Origin of the sequence: Dryocola clanedunensis subsp. sulfonylureivorans, from assembly GCF_016756775.1 — a bacterium.
GTDB classification, from domain to species: Bacteria; Pseudomonadota; Gammaproteobacteria; order Enterobacterales; family Enterobacteriaceae; genus Dryocola; species Dryocola clanedunensis.
Map to the genome: position 1 here is coordinate 1 of NZ_JAERMU010000020.1, position 21,115 is coordinate 21,115.

A 21,115-nucleotide genomic window follows, 5' to 3' on the forward strand; every position below is an offset into this window, starting at 1 on the left:
GACTCGAAAACCACGCTTCCGGCGAATGCAACGGAAGAGGAGCGACAGAATTATCTTGCAGGCCTGCGTAACTCGCCGTCCTACAAGGAAGAAATGAAGAAATACGGCACCGGCAGCGACATGCAGCGCGGTATTCAGGCAGCGACCGCGGCGCTTCAGGGCCTGGCGGGTGGAAATATCGGCGGTGCGCTGGCCGGAGCATCGGCACCGGAGCTGGCGAATATTATCGGCCACCACGCAGGCATTGATGACAATGACGAAGCGAAGGCTGTGGCTCATGCCATTCTGGGTGGGGTGACCGCCGCCCTTCAGGGCAACAGTGCAGCAGCGGGTGTCGCAGGTGGTGCGACGGGAGAGCTTATCGCCGGAGCTATTGCGAAGGTGCTTTACCCGGATGTTAAAGACCTGTCAACGCTGAGCGAAGATCAGAAACAGACGCTGAGTACACTGGCGAGTATTTCGTCGGGTATGGCCGGCGGGATTGCTGGCCGGGATATATCCGGAGCAGCTGCTGGAGCAAGTGCCGGGAAGAATGCAGTTGAGAATAACTTCCTGGGTACGGAAGAAGATCAAATCAAAGCTGTACAGAGGCATGGTGCCGATGTTCTCTCCTGTGCAGATAACCCGTCAGGTGCAGCCTGCCAGCGAGGGATCTCAGAAAATAAAGCGTATGCAGGAGCGTTGGCAGCAGCGGGTCTGATTTATTTACCAGGCGGAATGCAGGTAACAGCTGGCATTGGTGGAACAGCGAATGCTGGTATTCAATATGCTATTAATGGATCAGTTAATCCAACAGATGTATTAATCGCGAGCTATGTTGGTGCATTTACGGCTGAAACGGGTCTATGGGGAACAGTGGGTTGGAATGCAGCGGGTGGTGCGACATCTAACTTGCTGAAAGGTGATGATCCGTTGACCGGCGGAGCGATTAGTGGTCTTGGAGCCGGTCTGGGTTATGGAATTGGCAGTAAGTTAATCAAGCCTGGATTAGATAAATTTATCAATCCTAACTGGAAAAACTGGGAATGGGTTGATGTTGGAATGGGAATAAGCAAACCTATGCCATTGAATCCACTCCCTGGGGCTTTAGGAACTGCTGGCGGAGGCACATTTACAGAGATCTTTAATGATCAGGCAGGGAAAGGTGTGGAGAAGCTGAAGAAGGACGTAAAATGAGTCATAAACGGTGGTTTATTTTATTTGCTTATTTAATAGCGGCCAGCATTCTGGGGATGATCATTTTAGCATTAGCTGCATTCATCTTTAGCCGGTTATTTTTACTTATCTTTCAAGGGATTCCGCTGACTTTGCCTTTTAGTGATCTGATCCGATATCTAAAAGCAGCCTCTTTAGCAGGAACGGTAATAGGATGTGGATGCTGGTATATCTATTATCGTCATTATCGTAAATAGAAATAACGGGAATCCCAGCTCTTAACAGCTGGGATTTTTTTATCTGCAAGTCATCAGCCCCACCTCCCTACTGATCGCGTTTTAGCCGTGATCATATCAATAAACTCAAGGGTTTTCTGCTTGCGCCCTGAAAGCTTACAGACCTTCTTTCACCTGTGGCCTTTTTGACGTGATGCATATCAGTAATTTGCTACTTTCGGCGTGCTTTCCTAGCCGTGCTGATCCAGGGCATCCGATCGCCATTCAGACGGGCGACCGATCTGCCCGATACGAAAACCAGCCAGCGTACTGAGATAGCCTTCCTGCTTCTGCCAGGTTTCTTCTGGCCAGCCTTCGAATTTGGCCTCAGCGCACAGTTCGTTCATTTTTGTCAGCGGCAGATATCCCTTCACGATTTCTTCCGTGGCTTCGCACTTTTCCTGAAGGCATTTGTAGCGAACCACGCAAATCAGGGCCGTAAGCATCGATCCGGCTTTCTTTCGCCAGACCGGGTCTGTGGATGACGACAGGCGAGCTGTCATTGCCCGGATCAGAGGGTCAGCATTTATCATCGTTTGTGCGTCAGTGACATGATTCATGGTCGGGGTCCTTGTGGTCTGTAAGAGGAAAATGATGAGGTGGTCGAGGTGGTTTCTTCGGCTGCCAGTTCTGCAGCCTTTTCCTTTGATACGCGTACGGGTTTGGGGGGCTGGGCCTGAGGCTTCCAGTTGCCACGCTGCTTTTTCATGGCCTCCCGGGCAGCCTCAAACAGCAGCACGCCGCGCTGTGCCGGCGTATAGCTGATATCTGCCCGGTTATCGAGGTCGAGGGCCACCGCCACCACGCGCCGGAGAACCGGATCGGCAATGCCCGGCGTCATGCCGGCTGCCACAGGCTCTCCCAGATGCTGCAGAATGCCCGCCGTCTCCTGTGCCGTGGGCGGCAGGTAGCCGGTCAGCTCCGGCTGCAGGGTAAACAGCATCGCTTCAGTCGGTCGGGCGACATCGATAAAGCGGTTAATGCGCGCGGGGAGCGCTGAGGTCAGCTTGTCATCATCAGGGATGTAGACGGCGTTGCTCTGTACCAGCGCGCTCTTAAACGAAATCATCCCTTCACCGGGCTGCAGGTCTTTGAGGTCTGAAAGGTCGAGGCGGTTTTTCTCCCGGATGTAATGCGCCTTAGCGTCCTCATAGCCCGGCGTGGCCACGCCCGCGGTCTGCTCCAGCGAACCCAGCTCCGAGTAATACCCTTTGCCGGCCGTCAGCGCGGCCAGCTCGTAGGTGTCTTTCTCGTCCTGCAGCGCCATAAACCACTTCGTCAGCAGGTTGGCGTTCACCGTCATAAACTCGCCCTTAAACTGGGCGATGAAGCGCTGAATATCCTGGGCGCTGACAATCAGCATGTACTGCAGGCTACGCAGCTGGCTGGCCAGGTTGTCCATCCCTTCGCCAAAGTAGGCGCCTAGCTCATCCATGGCGATGGGGTAGGGGTATTTTGACGAGTATTTTTTAACAATCAGAACGTCGTTAATCATCCCTTCGAGCTCGCAGCCGAGGTCGCGGGCAATGGTCATCCTGATGGCTGAGATATACAGCTTACCGATATTGGCCGCTTCGCTTTTTGACAGTTCAAGCGCCGGAATAAGCGTGGTCAGGATGCGGTCGTTATGCAGCACGTCCTCGATGTCTACGTCACCGGCATCCTTTGCAAACACATGGCCATAGATGTCGTTGAACATCGTCAGCATGCGGTTGAACTGCTGGATGAGAAAGCCGTGCTGGTCGAACACGCCGGATTCCCATTCAGACGGACGGCCGACCAGCTCAATACGGAAGCCTGCCAGCGTATTGAGGTAGCTTTCCAGCGGCTGCCAGGCCTCTTTGTGCCAGCCGTCGCGTTTAGCTTCGACGTACAGCTCCGCCATTTTGCGCAGCGGCAGGTATTCCTGAATAACCGCCTGCGAGATACGCCGCTTTTCGCGGGCGCACTTGTAGTACACCGCGTAGACCAGGGCTGAGAGCATGGATTTTGCTTTATCCTGCCAGCCCGCATCGCCGCTACCGGCAGCGGGCATCAGTGCCTCCATCAGCTGGATGATAAACGTGGTGTTGGCGGTACCGAACAGGTTGATGGTGTTGGAGGGCAGCCGCTTCTTGATGTTATTCAGCAGGGCCTCAAACTTGTCGATACCCCCGGTCATAAAGTTAAGCGTGTACGCATCATCCTCCCGGCCAAAGCGTCTGGCCAGCGACCAGATGGCCAGATGCAGCGAGTTCTGCGCTTTACCGTCGGAATAGCATATTCCCCGGCCCCAGCAGATGGCGTTCAGGAACACGGAAAGCAGGGCTTCGGTTTTGCCCGAGCCGGTGGTGGCCAGCAGCAGCATATGACGCAGCGTGTCATCCAGCGTCAGCCACAGTTCGCGGCCGAGCCATTTTCCCCGGGCATAGCCCAGACACATGATGCCGGCGGATTTCTGAAACTGGCGCAGGCGCGATACGTAACGAAAGAGTCCGCCAAACCCATTGCGCAGCTTCGGCATTTCGCGTTCCGTTGAGCGGTCCGGCATATCCATATCAACGGGCATGCGCAGAGGAAGACGAAAGGGCTCATCAGAAAAGAGCGTCAGAAGCAGCAGAAGGAGCAAACACGCGGGTAACAACGTGACCGGAAATAAAAAACCGGCAACGAGGCCGGCAATCAGTAACAGCTGGATGGCAAACGGTGAAAACAGCAGGTCAGTTATCCAGGTGGAGCTGACCTGTCGCCTGACACGCTGCGCATCGATTTCGGATTTATGGCTCATTGCGCCCCTCGGTCGTAACGGGAGAATTCAGGAATGCCTGAAGCGAGGCATCCGAGCGAAGCGTCCGTAGCGGAATAAAGCGGCCGTCGTCGGCCAGCAGGGACGGCGTGCCGGGGATGTGGTAGAGCTTCATGGCCATATCGTTTTTGATGAGCGCCTGAATACCCGTCTCGCAGGTTTTTGCAGGAGTGGCTTTCTGGCCCGGTGTTATCCCCCTGTCTGCCCGGAATAAATTATCCCAGGCGGTACTGCGCTCCGCCCGGGGGCGGCACAGCACCGGGCTCACCAGGTTTACCGTGGACATTTTGCCGACCAGCGTGACCGGAAAAATCTCGACGTTGTAGCGCTGCGCCAGCTTCAGCAGCGTCGGCTCAATGATGCGGCAGTTCTCGCACAGGGGGTCAGCAAAAACGTACAGGGTGCGTGGATGACCGGATGACAGCGTGACGGTGTATTTACCGGTCTGTGCCGCAGCGGCGAGGTGCTTCGCGGTGTTCTGCAGTGCCTGCAGCCTGCCCGGGCCTGAGGCGGCCGGCGCTGGCGTGACGGGTATGACTGGTGCAGGCGGATGAATGCGCGATGGTTGAGATTGAGCTTCCGGCATGAGCGCCACCGTTGGTATTCCCCGGTGCGGGGGGAGCGGGACATCAGCGTGAAGGCGCACGGTCTGATGCATGAAGGCGGCGGAGCCGACGGCACCAAGCATAATGAAGCCGAGCGCTGCCGCTGCCAGCCGGGGGATTTTTTTACGCTCTCCGGCACGGCTGACGCCGTGGGTGATTTCCGCGAGAAGAGAGCGAGCGTCTTCGGCACACTGTCCCTTAAAGAGTGCGTGGGGTTGCTGGCCCGGCGCATCGTGGTACAGGGTGGTGTAATACAACGACGTGTGGTGCAGTGAGACTTCAGACTCACCCAGCCAGAAGCGTGAGCCGGGAGCCAGGTCCAGGGTAAAAAGCGGGTCATGTTTGTTATCGGCAACGACCAGTAATGAACCATTGAGGGTGACGGTGAAGGCTTTCATGATGTTGTTCTCACTTAATTAGATGTGCGTCTGCGCGGCAGCTGTTGCGCCGCTGGTATTGCCGGTGCCGGAGATTCAGGCGGTGCGGGGACTGGAGATGATGCCGGAGCCGGGGCTTTAGCCAGTGACGGCGTCGGAAGAATGACAACGCTGTCTTCTTCGCCGGCGTCGTCATCATCCATGTCATCTGTGTTGCTGGATTTGCCCTTTTTCTCCGGCTGCAGGTCGTGGTCTTCGGCCACCATACCGATACTCTGCAAATCGTCGTTCAGCGCATCGATGGCGATATCCATGCAGTTCTCCGGCAGCGGAACGGTTATCTGTAGCCGGGCTGACATCACTGCGACCAGCGTTTCCCAGCGCGCGCGGGCAATAATGCCGGCACCTTCAATAAACACCTTCGGGCGACCGGTCGATGTCAGGGCGTACCACAGCGGACGGTCCAGTCCCTTTAACCAGCGAAAACGAGCACCGGGTAATCGCAAATCCTGGTCGTGCAGCGCGGACAGGCAGGTCCGGGCCGTGCCGTAGCGGGAAAACCACTGCGCCGCCTCCGGGTGCGCTAATACCTTTCTGAATACGGTATCCGCCCGGTCCAGATCGGGATAACCCCGCCTGCTTTTACTTTTGCGGGACTTGAACAGGCAGGAGCGGTTCAGGGTGTCAAGCAGGCTTTCCGCCTGTTTGCGGTTATCCATAAATGACGCCAGCGCAAACACCGTAAACAGCGCCCGCTCATGGGCGTTTAAATCTTCCGGACCGGTCATCGGCTGGCCCAGCTGCGCACGGAACATCTCAGCGGTGCGGGCACGGTCGAGGCGCATTCCGACAACCAGCTGATGCTCAACGGCGAATTCTTCCGGGTGCTGTGCGCTGCGGTGCTCCGGCGGGTCAACGTTAAGCAGCTGCGTCTTCTTGTCGCCGTAGCACAGCGCGGGGATGATGGTCGGTGACCATGAAGACATGATGTGCGGCAGGGTATAGACATTGATGACTCTGCGGGTGCAGTTGGCCGGGTGATTGCGCGCGACCAGAATGCCAAAGACGACGATAAAACCCAGCGGGATAAACAGAATGCCGGCGGTGTGATTGATAATCGTAACGAACTGATCCCACGTAAGGGTATTCACATTATTGCCGGCCCACGCCAGCAGGTTGATATGCTCAGCGGCCCATGCGTGGAATTGAGGGATATCGACCAGCCCCCACAGGAAATACAATACGCAGATATAGCCGTACATTACCGGCGGCAGGTAGATCCAGATGAGGACAAAGGCCAGCACCATAGCAAGCAGGGCCATGATGAGTTTTTCCTGCCCGGGATTGTGCGGGGCAGGTTGACGAACAGTAGACACGGTAACTCCGGACAGCGCGATGGCTGCAGTAAGTGAGAGGGCTAAAGCAAGTGAGGCGCACCGGGAAGAGTGATCCCCGCAGACATAGCACCCAGGCGGACGCGGGATTTGAACAAAGAAAAAGGTATGCACCGACTACCGTTGAAGCTTGCCTTACGCACATGGCGGTGCAATGATTGTAATGACATTTGTATTTACACAGGAGGCTTGGATGGGAAGTATCAATTTGCGCATCGATGATGAACTCAAAGCGCGGTCTTATGCTGCGCTGGAAAAAATGGGGGTAACGCCTTCTGAAGCGCTTCGCCTGATGCTTGAGTACGTAGCGGACAATGAAAGGCTGCCTTTCAGGCAAACGCTTTTAAGCGACGAAGATGCTGAGCTCATTGAAGTCGTCAAAGAAAGGCTTCGTAACCCAAAACCAGTGCGCATGACACTGGATGATCTCTGATGCCGTATCAGCTGGATTTTGACGAACGTGCGCTCAAGGAGTGGCGAAAGCTGGGGGCGACTATTCGCGAGCAGGTGACTGCTCCCCGCCCTAAAGGGCGAGGCTTCCCACTTCGCGGGCTGCAACTGGCACAGAGCCAGACTTACGCAAGCCTCGATGGGCTTTGACGACGTGACCCGCCGCCATTAATTCAGTTATGCCCTTGTGCTGTATGTTGATCGCCGCGTTGATATCGCGGTCATGATCAGCATTACAACCGGGGCATTTCCATTTGCGCACTTTTAGCGGCATTTCCGGCATCTTATGACCGCAACAATGGCATGTTTTCGAGCTGGCGAACCACTGATCCAGTTTGATCAGGTGAACCCCCGCCGATTCTGCTTTGTATGCCAGTTTTGCCACAAATCCAGACCATGCCGCATCCCCTATGTGACGGGCAAGGCGACGATTTTTCATCATGTTTGCTGATTTCAGTGTTTCCACAATCACCGCTTGGTTTTCGTCGATAATTCGTCTGGAAAGTTTGTGCTGGAAGTCAGCGCGGGCATTGGCTACCCGTTCGTGTTGTGCGGCAAGCCGTAAGCGAGCCTTACGGCGGTTTGCGCTCCCCAATTTCTTACGGGATAGCGCCTTGTTGTCACGGCGTAAGCGGTGGTATGCGTTGACCAGATGGCGAGGATTCTCCACCTTGCCGCCGTCATTGCTGATCAAGTAGTGCGACAACCCCAAATCATAGCCCGCTACGTTGGTGATGTAGGCCGGCTTTGCTGCCGCTTCCTGTCCATCGTCTGCGAGTATTGAGGCGTAGTATTTACCCGCTGCGTTGCGGGTGATTGTGATACTGGAAACGCTGCCGACAATCTTACAGTGAACGTTCGCCCGGATAGGCTTCAATTTTGGCAACTGAATAGCGTCAGTTAATACCTTCCCGTTGGGATGATAACTGGATTGTTTGCCGTGTTTGCTTTTGAAAATGGGGTATCTGGCTTTGAGTTTCTTGTTAAAACAGTTAGCAAATGCCCTGTCCAGATTGATCACCGCTTGCTGTAGCGCCAGCGAGTCATATTCTTTGAGCCAGCTATAGCGACGTGACTTTTTCGCCACTGCCAGCAACGGTTTTATGTCGCGCGTTGGCTTGAGGGAAACGCCGTGGCGCTGGTACATATGACGGCTGATATAAAGGGCTTTATTGTACGCGAAACGAACTGCGCCGAACTGCGCATTCAGGAATGCGGCTTGTTCGTCGGTCGGGTGAATTCGTACTTTGGTAGCTCTTTTCATTTTCAGTGCTCACATGTAGGATGCGCATAATATAAGGGTTGAAGTGGGGCTTTTCAAGTGAGTGTGCAGGGTAAGGCGTTTGAAGGTTATCTCTTGCGACGCCATAGCGTCAGTAAATTGGTTGTTCACCTGATTTTTACTACGAAGTACCGCCGCAAGATTTTTGACGGCATGATGATTCAGCAGATACGGGAAGCATTTCAAAGCGCTGCCGAAAAGCTGGAAATTGAGATTCTGGAAATGGACGGGGAAGCGGATCACGTTCATATCTTGATCGCATACCCGCCGAAGCTGGCTATCAGTGTATTGGTCAATAATTTGAAGTCGATCAGTAGTCGCCGTGTGCGCATCCTGAATACGAATTTACGCAAGGCGAGTAATAGCGGGGTGCTCTGGTCACGCTCCTATTTTGCTTGTAGTGCTGGCGGCGCAACAATCGAAACACTGAAAGCGTATGTAGCAGCGCAGAAAACCCCTGATTAGCTCCCCTTATATCCCCGCCCGATTGGGCGAGGGTTTACGGGGCTTTTGCTAAAAAAGAAGCTGGCCGAGGTGCTACAGTCACCCAGAATTGAGGCGAACAGGTTACATGGCATGCCAGACTGCTACAAAATCAAGCTCAGATCATCCGGGTACCGCCTCGTCTACCAGGTGATCGATGAAAAGGTCGTCGTCTTTGTCGTTTCCGTCGGTAAAAGAGAACGAGCAGCTGTCTATTCCGAAGCGGCCAAACGCATTGTTTAGTTGTACGTGCATGCCGAAATCACTCCCCGGCTGCTTTTCCGGCCGATAGCTGGCTGACTTCAACACGTCCAGGCGATGAGCAAACTCTCTGCATTTTGAACCACTGCGCATACGCAGTTTAAACGTCGGGAAATTAACGTCATTGAACGTAATGGTCATTGTTGTCCCTTCACAGTAATACCCGGCATAGTCAGCGAGCTCCTTGCCCTTAAATATTTTGTCGTGCAACGACACCATTAAGATCGTGCCGTGCGTGGTATCAATACCAAAATAAGCCCCGATATCGTTGCGGGTGAGTTAATAATTTGCGTTAGGTGAAAAGTCAGCGCATTTGAATCCGGATATTAATCGCTGGAACTTCACCTCAGCTCTGCGTATTAACCCGTGCAAAATACAAATGATGACGCCACCGATTACAATAATCGCAGCGGCTATCAGTTGAAATCTGAAGGGGGCCGTGCCTGATAAAATAAACAAACAAGCGCAAGCGATGATGCACCAGAGGGCGACGCCATACGAAAGTACATAAACAATGCCTGGCAGGTTGATATCACTCATCTTCATTTTTAAAATCCTAAGGGTAATATTCACTTAGCGACACTGTAATCGCTTCGTTATAAATATGATTATATTGTTATGGTTTGTGATATTCGAAGGGATCTCAGTCCGGTAGTTTTTATCGGTTCATTCTTCGCTATCCCGGAAGAATGATTTTTCTGTATGCATAAATGGAAAAACGCTGCTTCTGAGAAGTTATCCGTAAGGTTAAATACACCGGGTTGAAATCCTCACCCAAGAAAAAAGCGCCCGAAGAGGGGCGCCTGATTCACGACGGAGATGAGGGGGATTAACTGGCCATCGCAACCTGCTGTACGTGCTTTCTGAAATCAGACGTGGGCAGCTTTGCAGGACGATAGGTGCCGGAGAGCAGCACGTCGAGGCGGTGCGCAAACTCCATGCATTTTGACTCATTCCAGGCATTCAACTTGAAGGACGAGAACTTAATGTCGTTAAATTTAAGGGTGATTTCATCACCACGGCATGAATACCCGGAGAAGTCTGAGAAGTGTATGCCCTTAAAGACCTTGTCGTAAGTCGAGGCCATCAACATCGTGCCATATTTGGTATCAATGCCGAAATACATACCCGTATCGATGCGCGTAATTTCATAATCTTTATCAGGGGAGAACTCAGCGCATTTAAACCGTTTAAGTATATCTTTGACGCGCGTTCGTGTTCTGCGATTCATTTTGTATATTGAGTAGAGTATGGCGGACCCAAAGGCAGTGACTGAGATTGGTATAAGTATAGATTCGTTTTTATGAAGTACGAAAAACATTATTATACCAGATAAAAGGCACCATAACCCAGACCCCCAGGCAACCACATAATAAAGGAACCTTAAGTAAAATCCTTTTCTTGTCATTGTATTCCGTCCTCATCGCCTTTGTTATTATTTCCAGTCTTATCATTTGATTTTATACCGGGTGTGCGTTGAAGTCCATTTGAAAAACCAGCAAATACGCTTTTTGTTGACTCTGCCAGGCCCCCAAGAATATTGGCGGCTTCTCGCCCGCCCAGCCACGAAATAATATAATCGGGCATGGTGACCTGCAAGGCAAATGCGCGGGTCACGCTGGTAGTGCATATTCTCGCGTAGGCCAGTAATAAGAATACCATTGTGGCAATGCCGGTTGAAGAGTTTGTCTGCACGTTAGCAATCGCCGGACCGAAGAGCATATCGGTCAGCGTCCCGACGCCGATCACAATCAGGCTGGCAAAAACGAAGCCAAAGACCATCAGCAGCGGACGGAGCATGGCATCAATCAGAAAGATGTAGCCATAGGCCGAGCGGCTGCCGGTGCTCTCTTCCGTGCCCAGGTGCGTGGCGGCCCACAGCGTACCGCCCGTGCATCCCACAAATACGCTGGCAAACCAGTTGGCCGCTGCGGCAATCCAGAAGATAAACGGGATCAGGGGCAGGTAGATTGACAGCGACACGCCAACCCCGAACAGCATCAGCAACAGGAAGTAGACGAGAGGCGTGACGGCATCCAGGAAGGCGGCTATTCCTGTCACTGCATTAAAAGAGAAGGCGTTAAGGACCTTACCCCAGAAGCCTTTCCCTCCCATAGCCGTGGCCACCTTCGCGGCGGTGAATGCGGCAAAGGCTGCCTGCGCGCCTCCCATGGTGTAGTCACCAATGGTTTTCATTTTGAGCAGCGGATTCATCTGGCCGCTGGCTTCACCCGCGCTGCCGAACTGGGCAGTAGCTATTCTGTTCGTCATCCTTTGGAAGTATGAATGAAATACTCCGACAAACACGGCTTCGGGTGACGATGCATCCGTTGCCTGCAGGGTGTCCCGGAAACCCTGGGTGCCCATCGGCGGGGTGTACGGCGAGTTCTGCAGCTGCGCGTGATAGGCCGTCTGGATCGTGGCGTACTGCTCGCCGCTGCCCAGCTCGCCCACGCCGGACATGCCCGCCAGTACAGGCTTAAGCTGCACGGCGTCGTTCATTTTGGTGTTGGCCGTGGCGATGGTCTGATACCAGGCCCCGAGCGCCAGCCAGCCATTCTTCTTGATTTGTGCGGTCATCGTTGAGGCCAGCGTGTTACCGCCTCCCTGAGCTTTTGCCACCTGATTGATACTGTCCTCATAGGCCCGGGCCGCGTTCTGAATGGCCGTTTCCGCATCCGGTATTGCTCCGCTCCCGGTTTGCTGTTTGCTGACCGTCGCATTCACAAAGGCTGCAGCGTTCTGCGAGAGTGAGTTCTGCATGGCGTTGAGTGCGCTTTGTTGTGCGTTAAAAATGGCGCTGGTATCCGCATGTATGCCGAACTCCCAGGCCACGGTAATGGGATTCGATTTAGGTATGCGTGCAGACCCGCACAGCGCGCTGCCGTTGCCAATCTCAAACCCGTCCGGCAGGGATTTTATTTTCATAAGCGGCGTGCCGCCCTGGCCGTATCGCTGGTACATGTTATTCAACTCGCTGTTGATGCTGTACATGCACAGGTTCATCTCATAGATGGCGCGCGCGGAGTTAACCGTATCCGGGGCCACCGGCTGCACGACCAGCGAGTAGCCTTCATCAATCAAATCCACGATCCGGTCCGTCACCACGTTGGCCGAACCGACCCCCATGACGGAGGCGGCCCACAGAAAAAGCAGCTGCGAGATGGACCATCCGGAGACGGTGGGGACGAGCGAGATAAACCCGGCCGCCGTGGTCACCGGCCCCATAGCCGAGCCGGCACCGCTGAACACCTTCCCCTTGTGGCCCACCTTCACCACGTGGCGCAGCGTCACCATCAGGAAGTAAACCACCGCCACCGCCATGACGATGCCGTTAAAAACAAAGAACAACTCCCCGACCATGCTGCGGTTAGTCGATAGAGGGTTTGTGACAACGTCACCGAACATCATCACCAGAAACTGGCGGGAAAGGTCCGTCGGGCGTTTGGCGGCCTGTTCGATACTGTCAAAGCTGACGACCGTATCGGCCAAGGCGCACACGGAAAACAGGCTCAGCAGCGCGCCGGCCAGCAGGTTGCGTATGGCATTCATAGGGATTCTCAGAAAGTTGGGTTGCCGCTCAGGGGCGAGGAGGCATTAGCGGAACGACAGGGTGTCAGCGAGCCAGCGGCTGTCCGCGATAAAGTCCGTGAAGATGCCCCGCTCAGGCGATGACAGACGACGGTTGCGCAGCTGCCACAGCCGCCAGCCGGTGATAAGGGCGGGCATAAACACCAGGGCGGCGGCGGACAGCAGGAAAATGCACATCGTGGCCACGCGCAGCCAGAATGCCGGGGTCGTCACCTGCGCGAGCATTCCCGTCGCCAGCAGCAGGCAGACCAGCGCAATGGCCAGATAAAACAGCACCAGGTAAAACCGTTTGCGGCGCAGGTATATGCCCGCCAGCGTCTCCACGCTCATACCGCTGGCCGCGATTGCCTCATCAAAGCTCAGCTCCGGTAGCCTGTCCGCTTCCTCTGTCGAGGGGAGAAGCGCACGGGTGCGGCGAAACTGGTTAACGACGGACGGCACGATACGGTTAACGGCATAGCGTGCATCAGACAGCGGCAGGACGATGTTCGCGGCCCACCAGGCCCCTTTACGCAGCCGGGTGGACGGGGTTTGTTTCTCATTCATTTCGGGTCACTCCGGCGCTCACTTCGCGCAGTTTCGCCTGCAGCTGCGGGCGATAGGCTTCGGTGGCGGACAGGGAAAGCTGCTGGCCCTGCAGCAGGGCGGTTTTCTGCAGCTGTTGCTTGATGCCCAGCAGAAGCCAGTTCTGCAGGCTCTGTACGCGAACGAACTCGCGGGTAAGGTTATCCCCGCTCATCGCCTGCAGGTCGGTCAGGTAAGCGGTGTTGGCATAGCGCCGTCCCACTTCAAACTGCTCAAACTCCCGGGCGGACATCAGCCCGGTCTTTCTGGCCTGCGGTGACGCGGTTTCGTCGTAATAGGCCTTTGCTGAAGGCGTGTTCAGCGCCTCTTTGAGCGCTGCCCGGGTGGCCTCCTGCGGCTGGCTTTGGGCAATCATCGACAGCATCGGCTCGCGGCCGGCATCGTTAATCGCGTTGTAGCGGGTCATCAGGCCGGTGTACTGCTGCCCGGTGGCGGATTTCACCTCTCCTTTGCCCAGCTGGCGACCGGCGGCCCGGGCGCTGCTGTTCAGGGCATACGCCACGGCGGCATCGGTCTGCTGCTGATTAAAGGTTAAGTCCGGTGCCTTGCCGGGCTTGCCCGCGCCGTCAATCAGGGTGGCCAGCTGGATATCGGCACCGGGCATCGTGGAGAGGCCCTTACAGACGGCGGTACCGGCATAGGTCGCCATATCGGTCGCGTCACAGTAGCCGGCATGGATAGCGGCGGCGCGGTACTGCGCCGTGTCGCTGGCCAGAGACGGGTCGGTGACCGCCTGTTTGATTTGCGCGTCACTGATGCCGCTGCCGCCGCCGAGCGCACCCTGGGTGGCCCGGGCGGCACTGCTGATGCTGCTGGCCGCCCCGGAGGCTGACTCGCTGCAGATGCTGTCCGGTACGGTATACGACTGGCGGGCCGCTTCAAGACGCTCAGACTGACGGGCAAAGATGTCCTGGTCGCGCTGGGCCTGTGCGGCCTGCTCCACTTCAGCGGCGATTTTGCCGCCGTTCTGGTTAATGGCGGTACCCACCTGGTACAGCGTGCTGTTCGCGGTGCCCAGCTCGCCGTTGATGCCGGCAAGGGCCGGCACAACGGAAGTATCAATCGGAACGCTGGTGATAACCTCTACGGGGTAAGCCTGCGCCTGAAGCGGCTGCAGGATGATATACACCACGGCCGCGGCCAGGGTTTTACGGGGAATGTAAGCGTGCATAGTTTTCCTTAAGCGGCATGGTCCTGCAGGTAACCTGCCCGGGCAATCAGCTCATCGGCTAACTGTCGGACGGCGTTATTTTCATCATCGCTGCCGGCGCGCTCCTTGAGCATCTTAATGTGCTTCTCCGCGCTGCCGCCGGGGAAGGCCTGCGCCAGGATATCGCGGGCCGTCCGGCCGTCGAGCGCCTCATACAGCATGTTGCGCAGCGCGCGGTTGGCGGGCGTTGAGTTGAGCGCCCACAGCATGCGGGGACCGACCGTGTTTTTCAGCAGCTGGGCCACGTTCCCGTTGGTGGTCTGGTAGACCGCGAGGAAGGTGGTGCCGCTGCCGTCGGGGGCCGGGCCGCGCGTGGTGTTGAGCAGGCGGTTAAGGGTGGTGCGCGGCACGTTGAAGTTCTTCTCCAGCACCTCAAAGTCCCGGGGACGCACGCGCAGCAGGTAAAGGGAGTTGGCGGACTCCAGCAGCTCCTGCGGGAAGTCGTCCAGGTACTGGCTGGCAAAGACGGTGCGCACGCCAAACTTGCGTTTTTCACGGTCTTCCGTTTCCAGCGCGGCCCACAGCAGGGGGATCCCCTTGATGTTGTGCAGCTCGTCAATGAAGATAGTTTTGACCTCCTGATCCAGCTGTTCGATACGTTTGCGGTGCATCGACAGGTAGCGCGGATCCAGACCCTGATACAGCTCATCCTGATACTGCGGCAGGTAGAAGTCATTGGCACCGGCCACGTGGCGGGCGAACTGGTACATGATCCCGGTGCGCACGATGCCTTCCGGCGTTTTGTCACCGGCGACGTTGTTGACGTCCACGACGCGGATACGGGTTTCCGGGTTGACGGTCAGCCGGGTACGACCGGTGATCAGCGGATAATCCGTCAGCGCCTGCGTCAGGCAGCGGGACACATAGCTCAGCAGGGATTCATCCGAGCCCGGGCGGTTAACGTTTTTAAAGGTATTGAGCATTTCCTGACTGTTCAGGGTGCCCTGCAGGTCATTCAGCTCCGGGACCGCCTGCGCCTGCGCAAGCGAGGCCTCATGCACGAAACCGGCATCAAACAGCATGTCGCGCACCTCGTACCAGGTGGCCATTTCCCACCAGGCGCCGTCGTGCTGCGCCCGCAGTCCGCTCTCTTCAAGGGCCTTATCCACGTCAGGGACCAGAGACGGACCGTACACCCGCGCTGAAATATCGCTGCTTTGTTTGTACGCAAGGTCCGTCGCCCGGGTGAGGATCTGACGGCAGGACGCCGAATCCGGCGCAATCCCGGTTTCAGGATCGATACACAGGCTCAGCAGCAGCTTGAGCAGGTATTCGCGTTCGGTGCTGATGGGGTATTTGAGCCCCAGCTGAATGTCGAAGGGGTTGCGGCAGTGCGAAGCGTCATTGCGCAGCACGATGCTGATGGCCTTATGCTTCTGATCGTCAGGCAGGCTGTCATCAATCAGGTCAAAATAGCCCTGCGCCGTGAACCCCTTATCAATCAGCGCCATAAACGGCAGGTCCCGGGAGCCGATGGACAGCGCGTCCACTAACATCCGGTTGGCCAGTAAAGACTTACCTGAGCCCGGCGCGCCCGCCAGTATTTCCGTGTGTTTTTCCTGGATCGCGCTGGCCAGCTGTACGCAGTAGGGCTTGCCGTCCTCGGTCGGGAAGACCACGTTACCGGTGTTTCCCCAGGGGCTGGCCGGCCGCTGCAGCGGGGCCAGCTTCAGGGCTTCGGACAGCGGCGGGAACATCAGCGTGGGCGCGCCCAGCGCCGAGGCCAGCGGCAGGGTGTGCATAAAGGCCCGCACCGGATCGCCAAAGGTACGCGTAACGCTGCACACGCCCCAGGACTGGATGGCCTTTTGCAGCAGCGTGTGGTTGCGCTTCATGCGGCTTTCATCCGCATCCCAGGTGCTGGCCGTAATGGACATCACGCAGACCGGGTCTTTTTTGTCGTTTTCCAGCAGGTGCTTAATGGAGTCGTAAATCCGGCGCAGGGAAGGGACGAAGGCCACAAACCCCAGCAGGTTATTTTTCGATGTCAGAATATCCGCCCCGCCGGGGGCGATATCGAGGCGAAAGTGCCAGGGGATCTGCCGGGGGACCTTTTTGAGCAGCTGGGCGAACGACTCCGGCCGCTGCGGCGCAAGCGTCATCGCCAGCTGGCCATAATGCAGGCCGTCCACTTCCACATACCCCTTGTTGGGGGTCAGCTCCGTGTCGCAGAGCTGGTAATTCAGATGCGGTGCCAGCGCGGGACCGATATCTCCCTCCCGACCGGTACCCTGGGGGATCACCCGGTCACCGGGCAGCAGCGGCTGCCAGTCTTCACTGGTGCTGGTTCGCTCTATCTCATCGCGCACCACGTAGCCGGCTTCGTGGGCATCGAGCAGCCGCAGCATCACCCCGTCATTGCCGTTGGCCAGATCGGCGGCGAGCTTGTCGATAAAGGCGTCATGGCGCATCTTCAGCCCTTCGAACTCGGCATACACCGGGTTTTGCCCGAACTGCGAGGGCGGCAGGTTCGCGAACACCTTCTGCTGCCGGGCCACTTCTTCCTTACGTTCGACCGCGGATATGGCCGCAAAACTGCTCCAGACGCAGAGCCAGACACGCTCGCGGGCCAGATAGGGCGTCATCTTCACGATCTGCTCATCGACCAGGTCATCCAGCGCCAGACCCAGGCGCTGATAGGTCAGGCGCTGTGGCGACAGCATGCGCACGATTTCTTCCTCACCGCGCGTCGGATCGCGTTCAAACACCAGGCTGAGCTTATGGCCGGTTGTTTTAAAATCCCCAATCAGGGCATCACGCTGGCGCAGCGCGTAGTGGGAGAAGCTGTCAGCGGGCGGCGCGTTGCCCTCCGCAGCACTGACGTCGCTGAACTCACGAAACGCCCCCTGAATTTCAAAGCAGGAAACATAGTCGTTGTTGTCATTCACCAGGATATAGGGCGCATCCAGCGAAGGGTGGCGGACCCTGTCATCACCGGTCATGCCAATAACCGTGCGCAAATCGCAGTAGCTCGCGAAGTCGCGGCCGAGGGTATAGCGGGAAAATGCCGCAAGGGCATCCTCAACTTTATCAATAATCATCGTCAACTCCGGGCGCAGTAATCGCGATAGAGGGCAGACCACCACCGAGGAAGGGCTTCGATACCCGATGTGGCCAGCGTGTTGACCGCACGGGCAGGGTGGAGGATGAGCGACATATGGCGAAACTGCCCCTGAACCTGGTCGTGTTGCTCAGCGGTGAGCTGCTGCAGGGCGCTGCCAAACGCCTGCGGGTGCGTGGTTCCCCAGCGCTCTCTGACCGGCGAGTCATGGGAGGTCAACCAGCCCAGCACGCACCCGGCATCTTCCCGACAGGTTTCATCGTCCGCGTTCAGGGCGTGCGCAATGGCGCGCTGCAGGTGACTGACGTCCCCGGGTTTGAGCGCCGGCAGCCAGACCATCACGCCGGCGTCGGCACCCACGGTGTCGAGCTCACGGCGGGCAAGGCAGGCCGGACAGGCCAGCGCAAGATTATCCGGGCCGGTATTGAGGGGGTTGTCATCCAGAAAAACCACCGTGTTATCCGGTGCGTCATAGCGGCAGAACGTGCAGGCGCTGTCCCTGCTGCGGGCGGTAAGCGTCAGCGCGGCCCGTTCTTCCGGCGTGCGGGCAAGCCCGGCAACCTGCCGGGAAACAGAAAAGTCAGACATGGTCACTCTCAATATGGCAGGGCCGGCACGCGGTGCCGGCCATAAGGCGGAAATTATCAGGACACCGGCGTCAGGTTGAGCTGCTTCTGGGAGCGCGCGGCCACCTGATCAAGGGCGATAAAGGCCGCGCCGCAGATGAAGGCGAGCATGATGTGCCAGCCCTTGATTTGCGGGTTATTTTTCTTTGCCGTCATCATCACGATGCCGGTAAAAATACAGCCGATACCGATGGTTAAGGATGCCTTGACCAGCGGATCTTTCAGGCTGACTACCCCGTCAAGCATGCTGATTATCATCCCGGCAATATCGTCGTCCGCGCGGGCGGCCGAGGACAGCAGCGCCGTCACCCCACCGACGAGGAGGCGGGTTGTGCGCAGGCGGGCGCGGTCGGCCATCATCACGGTGGAGACGGACAGGGCCAGCGGGGTGTTTTTAATGCGGGAGATTACGTTCATGTGTTTTCCTTTTACCAGTGAATTTTTAATGTGTTCTGTACTGCATCAAGCAGCTGGGGGTTACAGGCGAGCATGACGCCTGCGATCAGTTTTTTTGCGCCGGTGGTGACATCATCGCCGGCGCTGAGTGCGGTATGACCATCCTTGCTGGCGCGCACAAAGCGCAGGAGTCCACCGAGTGCGAACGACACGCCAACCAGTTGTAAAAGCGTCAGTACGGCATTGACGGCGACCGCCGCCGGACCGTACTGCCCCTCTGAGACATAGGCGATAGCCCCGAAGGTGACCTCGCCCAGCCCCATCTGGTGACTGGTGGCGGTCATCACGCTGTGCAGTGACATCACGGCACCACACAGCAGGACGACGGTGAGGATTTTGCCGGGCCCCTCCTGCATCTGGCCGCGTCGGGCACGCCCGAAAATACGGCCAAAATGGGTCATCAGCCCCACGATCCCCCCGACGAGGGAAAGTGCCAGAACGAGCCTTATGCCAACGGCCGTCACGTTCTGGACGGCGTTTGCCAGCATCTGAACCAGATCCATCTCGCCTCCTTAGCGCAGGACGCCTGCGGTCGTCACCACTTCACGTTTCGCCGTATCGACGGCCGTGACGGTCGCCGTACCCAGCGTATCGCCCGGGTGCAGTGCCCAGGTGCTGCCCTTCCAGCGCACCCACGCCAGCCCCGGATAGATGCTCAGGACCTTCGCGCCCTTCAGCGCTGACGATGAACGGTGACGGGCAGACGCGTTGCGACGGGGGACGGCGTGAGCAACCGGCTGAGCCTTCGCGGCCGGCTGTACCCGCTGTGCCTGCAGCGTGGCTATCTGGCTTTCCAGTGCGCGCAGGCGCGCATCGAGCGCCTTCAGGCCTTCCCGGTTGTTCGCAGTCCAGCTGCGCAGCGACGCGAGCTTTTCATCCTGCTCTTCATCACGGCCGGAGACGGAGAGCCCGGGCGAGGCGGCGAGCGGGGAAGGCAGGGCCGCCGGGGCTGCCGGTTCAGGAAGCGGCGGCGCCGGGATGTCGGGCATCGGGGGCGGTGCCGCTGCAGCAGGCTGGGGTTGCACGACCGGCGTCTGCGCCACGAATGTCTGACTGGCGCTCTCTTCACTACTGCCGTTACGCAGGATCTGAAACACCACCAGACCGGTCAGCATCACGCCAAAAAGGATGAGCTGTGAACGGGGCAGCCGCAGGCCGATAAGCGGAACCGTCACTATCGTGCTCTTCTGCTCCTCAACGACGGGAGGAGGGGTACTGGCACCGGAAGAGGCTGGCACCACGGCATCGGGCACGGACGGCTTTTGTTTCAGATTAAAGGGACTGTTGAGTTTCACGGATGGGCATTCCTTGTGGCCTTAATGACGGGAGTCGTCCCGGCCTGTTCGTTGACGCGGTCGCTGGCATAGACGCCTTTCATAAACTGGATGGCCACCACCTGGTTTTGCCAGACGCGGACCTGCTTAACCGGCAGCTTTGCCGCATCGCTCGCCAGCACCTGGCCGGCATTGCTGCCCATACCGCCGATGAGGGTGCCGGCGACCGCAGAGCCGCTGACCTTGCCGGTTTTTCCGGAAATCGTGCCGGCATCGGTGGACAGAATTTCGGTGTTTTCATCGCGGTAGAGCGCGCCCAGTCCGCCCAGGCTGCTGGCGATGGCGGGGAGGACGATGCGAGAGACGTAGCGGTTGTTAACCTCGCTGGCGACCGAGGACTGCAGGGTGTCATCCTGCAGCCCATAGGCATCGACGTTGTAATCCACGCCGTTGAGCGTCATGCGGGTGAAGTGGATAACCACGCCGTCCCCGGCCAGCTGAATGCCGCGCGCCTGAAACGACGCGCCGGCAAACTTCCCGGCCGGGATGTGCGCCAGCACGATGGAGTTCAGGTTGTCGGAATTCACGGCGGTATCGATGACGCCCGGGCGTCGGGTATTCGGCGGAACGATCACCGCATCCGGCGCGGTCGCGTCCGCAACCGTCCGGGTAAGGCTCGCCGGGGTGACCGGCGCATTGCCCGGCAGACTGTCATGCCAGGCGCTGAAAGCGTTGCCGGTGTCGCCCTCTCCGCCGGCGGCATCCTGACCGCCAAACCGGGTGGCAACCTGCAGACCGGCGGGCTGCCAGCGCTTGCTGAGCGTCGTCAGATAGGCGTTCATGGCTTCACGATGTTTATCGCTCAGTCCGTCACCGGTCTGCGCGGCGTCGTTCGACGGTGCAGGCGTAGTGACCAGTCTCACCGGCTCGGGTACCGGCGTGATGGCGACCGGCTTCGCCTCGCTGACGCTCAGGGAGGCGACAAAGCTGCTTCCCTGCGTGTCGGCCTGCTGCGCGCCCTGCGTGTTGGCGGTCTTTAACAGCTTGCGGTACTGTGCGGTTTCCTGGGTGTTGACCGGGGCGTTGTTGGCGACCCGGTTGATGCTGTACTGCGAAGGGGTTTCAACGGGCCGGTTAAACCAGCCCCAGGCCACGTAGGCCCCGCCGCACACACCAAAGACCGCGAGGACAATCAGCCAGAGGCTTTTTTTTCCCTCGCGGGCGACGTCTTTTTCAATGGCCATG

General features: G+C 57.6%; 19 protein-coding genes and 3 pseudogenes. 6 read left to right on the forward strand and 16 right to left on the reverse strand.

All coding sequences use genetic code 11. The annotated features are described in order from the left end of the window. A partial coding sequence (locus HYQ67_RS24300) for a VENN motif pre-toxin domain-containing protein (protein ID WP_202305883.1) occupies positions 1–1,176 on the forward strand: 1,176 nt, incomplete at its 5' end. Then, positions 1,173–1,412 (forward strand): hypothetical protein, encoded by a 240-nt coding sequence (locus HYQ67_RS18275; RefSeq protein ID WP_202305885.1) that lies wholly within the window; start codon positions 1,173–1,175, stop codon positions 1,410–1,412. The genes HYQ67_RS24300 and HYQ67_RS18275, both read left to right, overlap by 4 nt. A 53-nt stretch (positions 1,413–1,465) precedes the next feature. On the opposite strand, the pseudogene HYQ67_RS24505 reads toward HYQ67_RS18275, so the two are convergent. The 5 genes and pseudogenes from HYQ67_RS24505 to HYQ67_RS18295 all read right to left on the reverse strand — a co-directional run. After that, positions 1,466–1,552, reverse strand: a pseudogene (locus tag HYQ67_RS24505) (hypothetical protein); the annotation flags it as partial. 69 nt (positions 1,553–1,621) lie between these two features. Then, on the reverse strand, positions 1,622–1,990 hold the full coding sequence (locus HYQ67_RS18280; RefSeq protein ID WP_202305887.1) for a hypothetical protein: 369 nt from the start codon (positions 1,988–1,990) through the stop codon (positions 1,622–1,624). After that, complete coding sequence (trbC, locus tag HYQ67_RS18285) at positions 1,987–4,197, reverse strand: F-type conjugative transfer protein TrbC (protein WP_202305889.1); 2,211 nt, start codon at positions 4,195–4,197, stop codon at positions 1,987–1,989. The genes HYQ67_RS18280 and trbC overlap by 4 nt, the downstream gene beginning before the upstream one ends. Beyond that, positions 4,187–5,218, reverse strand: coding sequence for a thioredoxin domain-containing protein (locus HYQ67_RS18290; RefSeq protein ID WP_202305891.1), 1,032 nt, complete (start codon positions 5,216–5,218; stop codon positions 4,187–4,189). The genes trbC and HYQ67_RS18290 overlap by 11 nt, the downstream gene beginning before the upstream one ends. A gap of 14 nt (positions 5,219–5,232) precedes the next feature. Next, positions 5,233–6,573 (reverse strand): secretion/conjugation apparatus DotM-related subunit, encoded by a 1,341-nt coding sequence (locus HYQ67_RS18295; RefSeq protein WP_202305893.1) that lies wholly within the window; start codon positions 6,571–6,573, stop codon positions 5,233–5,235. A gap of 211 nt (positions 6,574–6,784) precedes the next feature. On the opposite strand from HYQ67_RS18295, the gene HYQ67_RS18300 reads away from it, so the two are divergent. Beyond that, positions 6,785–7,024: a type II toxin-antitoxin system RelB/DinJ family antitoxin gene (locus HYQ67_RS18300; RefSeq protein ID WP_202305895.1), complete on the forward strand. Its 240-nt coding sequence runs from the start codon at positions 6,785–6,787 to the stop codon at positions 7,022–7,024. Then, positions 7,024–7,101, forward strand: a pseudogene (locus HYQ67_RS18305) (type II toxin-antitoxin system RelE family toxin); the annotation flags it as partial. The gene HYQ67_RS18300 and the pseudogene HYQ67_RS18305, both read left to right, overlap by 1 nt. Positions 7,102–7,114: 13 nt before the next feature. Here the strand turns inward: HYQ67_RS18305 and HYQ67_RS18310 are convergent. Beyond that, positions 7,115–8,305 carry an RNA-guided endonuclease InsQ/TnpB family protein gene (locus HYQ67_RS18310; RefSeq protein WP_202305897.1) on the reverse strand — a complete coding sequence of 397 codons (1,191 nt, stop codon included), beginning with the start codon at positions 8,303–8,305 and terminating at the stop codon, positions 7,115–7,117. Positions 8,306–8,362: 57 nt separating this feature from the next. Here HYQ67_RS18310 and tnpA point away from each other — a divergent pair, with 57 nt between their 5' ends. Beyond that, a complete protein-coding gene (gene tnpA, locus HYQ67_RS18315) occupies positions 8,363–8,788 on the forward strand; it encodes an IS200/IS605 family transposase (protein WP_202305902.1) in 426 nt (141 codons plus the stop codon). A 48-nt stretch (positions 8,789–8,836) separates the two neighbouring features. Continuing rightward, positions 8,837–9,049: pseudogene (locus tag HYQ67_RS18320) on the forward strand (type II toxin-antitoxin system RelE family toxin); the annotation flags it as partial. 847 nt (positions 9,050–9,896) lie between these two features. Here the strand turns inward: HYQ67_RS18320 and HYQ67_RS18330 are convergent. The 10 genes from HYQ67_RS18330 to traO all read right to left on the reverse strand — a co-directional run bounded on the left by HYQ67_RS18330 (position 9,897) and on the right by traO (position 21,114). Next, positions 9,897–10,193, reverse strand: a complete 297-nt coding sequence (locus HYQ67_RS18330; RefSeq protein WP_202305904.1) for a hypothetical protein — start codon at positions 10,191–10,193, stop codon at positions 9,897–9,899. A gap of 278 nt (positions 10,194–10,471) precedes the next feature. Next, positions 10,472–12,619, reverse strand: coding sequence for a DotA/TraY family protein (locus HYQ67_RS18335; RefSeq protein WP_202305911.1), 2,148 nt, complete (start codon positions 12,617–12,619; stop codon positions 10,472–10,474). Positions 12,620–12,664: 45 nt separating this feature from the next. Beyond that, a complete protein-coding gene (traX, locus tag HYQ67_RS18340; RefSeq protein ID WP_202305913.1) occupies positions 12,665–13,204 on the reverse strand; it encodes a conjugal transfer protein TraX in 540 nt (179 codons plus the stop codon). Further along, a complete protein-coding gene (traW, locus tag HYQ67_RS18345) occupies positions 13,197–14,414 on the reverse strand; it encodes a conjugal transfer protein TraW (protein WP_202305922.1) in 1,218 nt (405 codons plus the stop codon). Before traW ends, traX begins: the two co-directional genes overlap by 8 nt. An 8-nt stretch (positions 14,415–14,422) precedes the next feature. After that, the gene (locus HYQ67_RS18350; protein ID WP_202305923.1) at positions 14,423–17,494 is read right to left on the reverse strand and encodes an ATP-binding protein; all 3,072 of its coding nucleotides are present in this window, start codon (positions 17,492–17,494) and stop codon (positions 14,423–14,425) included. A 2-nt stretch (positions 17,495–17,496) separates the two neighbouring features. Beyond that, on the reverse strand, positions 17,497–18,102 hold the full coding sequence (locus HYQ67_RS18355; RefSeq protein ID WP_202305924.1) for a hypothetical protein: 606 nt from the start codon (positions 18,100–18,102) through the stop codon (positions 17,497–17,499). Between the two features lie 56 nt (positions 18,103–18,158). Then, positions 18,159–18,557, reverse strand: a complete 399-nt coding sequence (locus tag HYQ67_RS18360; protein WP_202305934.1) for a DUF6750 family protein — start codon at positions 18,555–18,557, stop codon at positions 18,159–18,161. 11 nt (positions 18,558–18,568) lie between these two features. Further along, positions 18,569–19,099, reverse strand: coding sequence for a conjugal transfer protein TraQ (gene traQ / locus HYQ67_RS18365; protein WP_202305944.1), 531 nt, complete (start codon positions 19,097–19,099; stop codon positions 18,569–18,571). 9 nt (positions 19,100–19,108) lie between these two features. After that, positions 19,109–19,891, reverse strand: coding sequence for a hypothetical protein (locus tag HYQ67_RS18370; protein WP_202305946.1), 783 nt, complete (start codon positions 19,889–19,891; stop codon positions 19,109–19,111). Continuing rightward, positions 19,888–21,114 carry a conjugal transfer protein TraO gene (gene traO, locus HYQ67_RS18375; RefSeq protein WP_202305949.1) on the reverse strand — a complete coding sequence of 409 codons (1,227 nt, stop codon included), beginning with the start codon at positions 21,112–21,114 and terminating at the stop codon, positions 19,888–19,890. The genes HYQ67_RS18370 and traO overlap by 4 nt, the downstream gene beginning before the upstream one ends. Position 21,115 lies beyond the last annotated feature (1 nt).

Bases quoted from the DNA above. Each gene is read 5' to 3' on its own strand.
- HYQ67_RS18330 (WP_202305904.1), bottom strand. From the start codon at position 10,193: ATGTATTTCGGCATTGATACCAAATATGGCACGATGTTGATGGCCTCG.
- HYQ67_RS18290 (WP_202305891.1), bottom strand. From the start codon at position 5,218: ATGAAAGCCTTCACCGTCACCCTCAATGGTTCATTACTGGTCGTTGCC.
- HYQ67_RS18355 (WP_202305924.1), bottom strand. From the start codon at position 18,102: ATGTCTGACTTTTCTGTTTCCCGGCAGGTTGCCGGGCTTGCCCGCACG.
- HYQ67_RS18310 (WP_202305897.1), bottom strand. From the start codon at position 8,305: ATGAAAAGAGCTACCAAAGTACGAATTCACCCGACCGACGAACAAGCC.
- HYQ67_RS18360 (WP_202305934.1), bottom strand. From the start codon at position 18,557: ATGAACGTAATCTCCCGCATTAAAAACACCCCGCTGGCCCTGTCCGTC.
- HYQ67_RS18275 (WP_202305885.1), top strand. From the start codon at position 1,173: ATGAGTCATAAACGGTGGTTTATTTTATTTGCTTATTTAATAGCGGCC.
- traX (WP_202305913.1), bottom strand. From the start codon at position 13,204: ATGAATGAGAAACAAACCCCGTCCACCCGGCTGCGTAAAGGGGCCTGG.
- traW (WP_202305922.1), bottom strand. From the start codon at position 14,414: ATGCACGCTTACATTCCCCGTAAAACCCTGGCCGCGGCCGTGGTGTAT.
- HYQ67_RS18350 (WP_202305923.1), bottom strand. From the start codon at position 17,494: ATGATTATTGATAAAGTTGAGGATGCCCTTGCGGCATTTTCCCGCTAT.
- traO (WP_202305949.1), bottom strand. From the start codon at position 21,114: ATGGCCATTGAAAAAGACGTCGCCCGCGAGGGAAAAAAAAGCCTCTGG.
- trbC (WP_202305889.1), bottom strand. From the start codon at position 4,197: ATGAGCCATAAATCCGAAATCGATGCGCAGCGTGTCAGGCGACAGGTC.
- HYQ67_RS18335 (WP_202305911.1), bottom strand. From the start codon at position 12,619: ATGAATGCCATACGCAACCTGCTGGCCGGCGCGCTGCTGAGCCTGTTT.
- traQ (WP_202305944.1), bottom strand. From the start codon at position 19,099: ATGGATCTGGTTCAGATGCTGGCAAACGCCGTCCAGAACGTGACGGCC.
- HYQ67_RS18280 (WP_202305887.1), bottom strand. From the start codon at position 1,990: ATGAATCATGTCACTGACGCACAAACGATGATAAATGCTGACCCTCTG.
- HYQ67_RS18300 (WP_202305895.1), top strand. From the start codon at position 6,785: ATGGGAAGTATCAATTTGCGCATCGATGATGAACTCAAAGCGCGGTCT.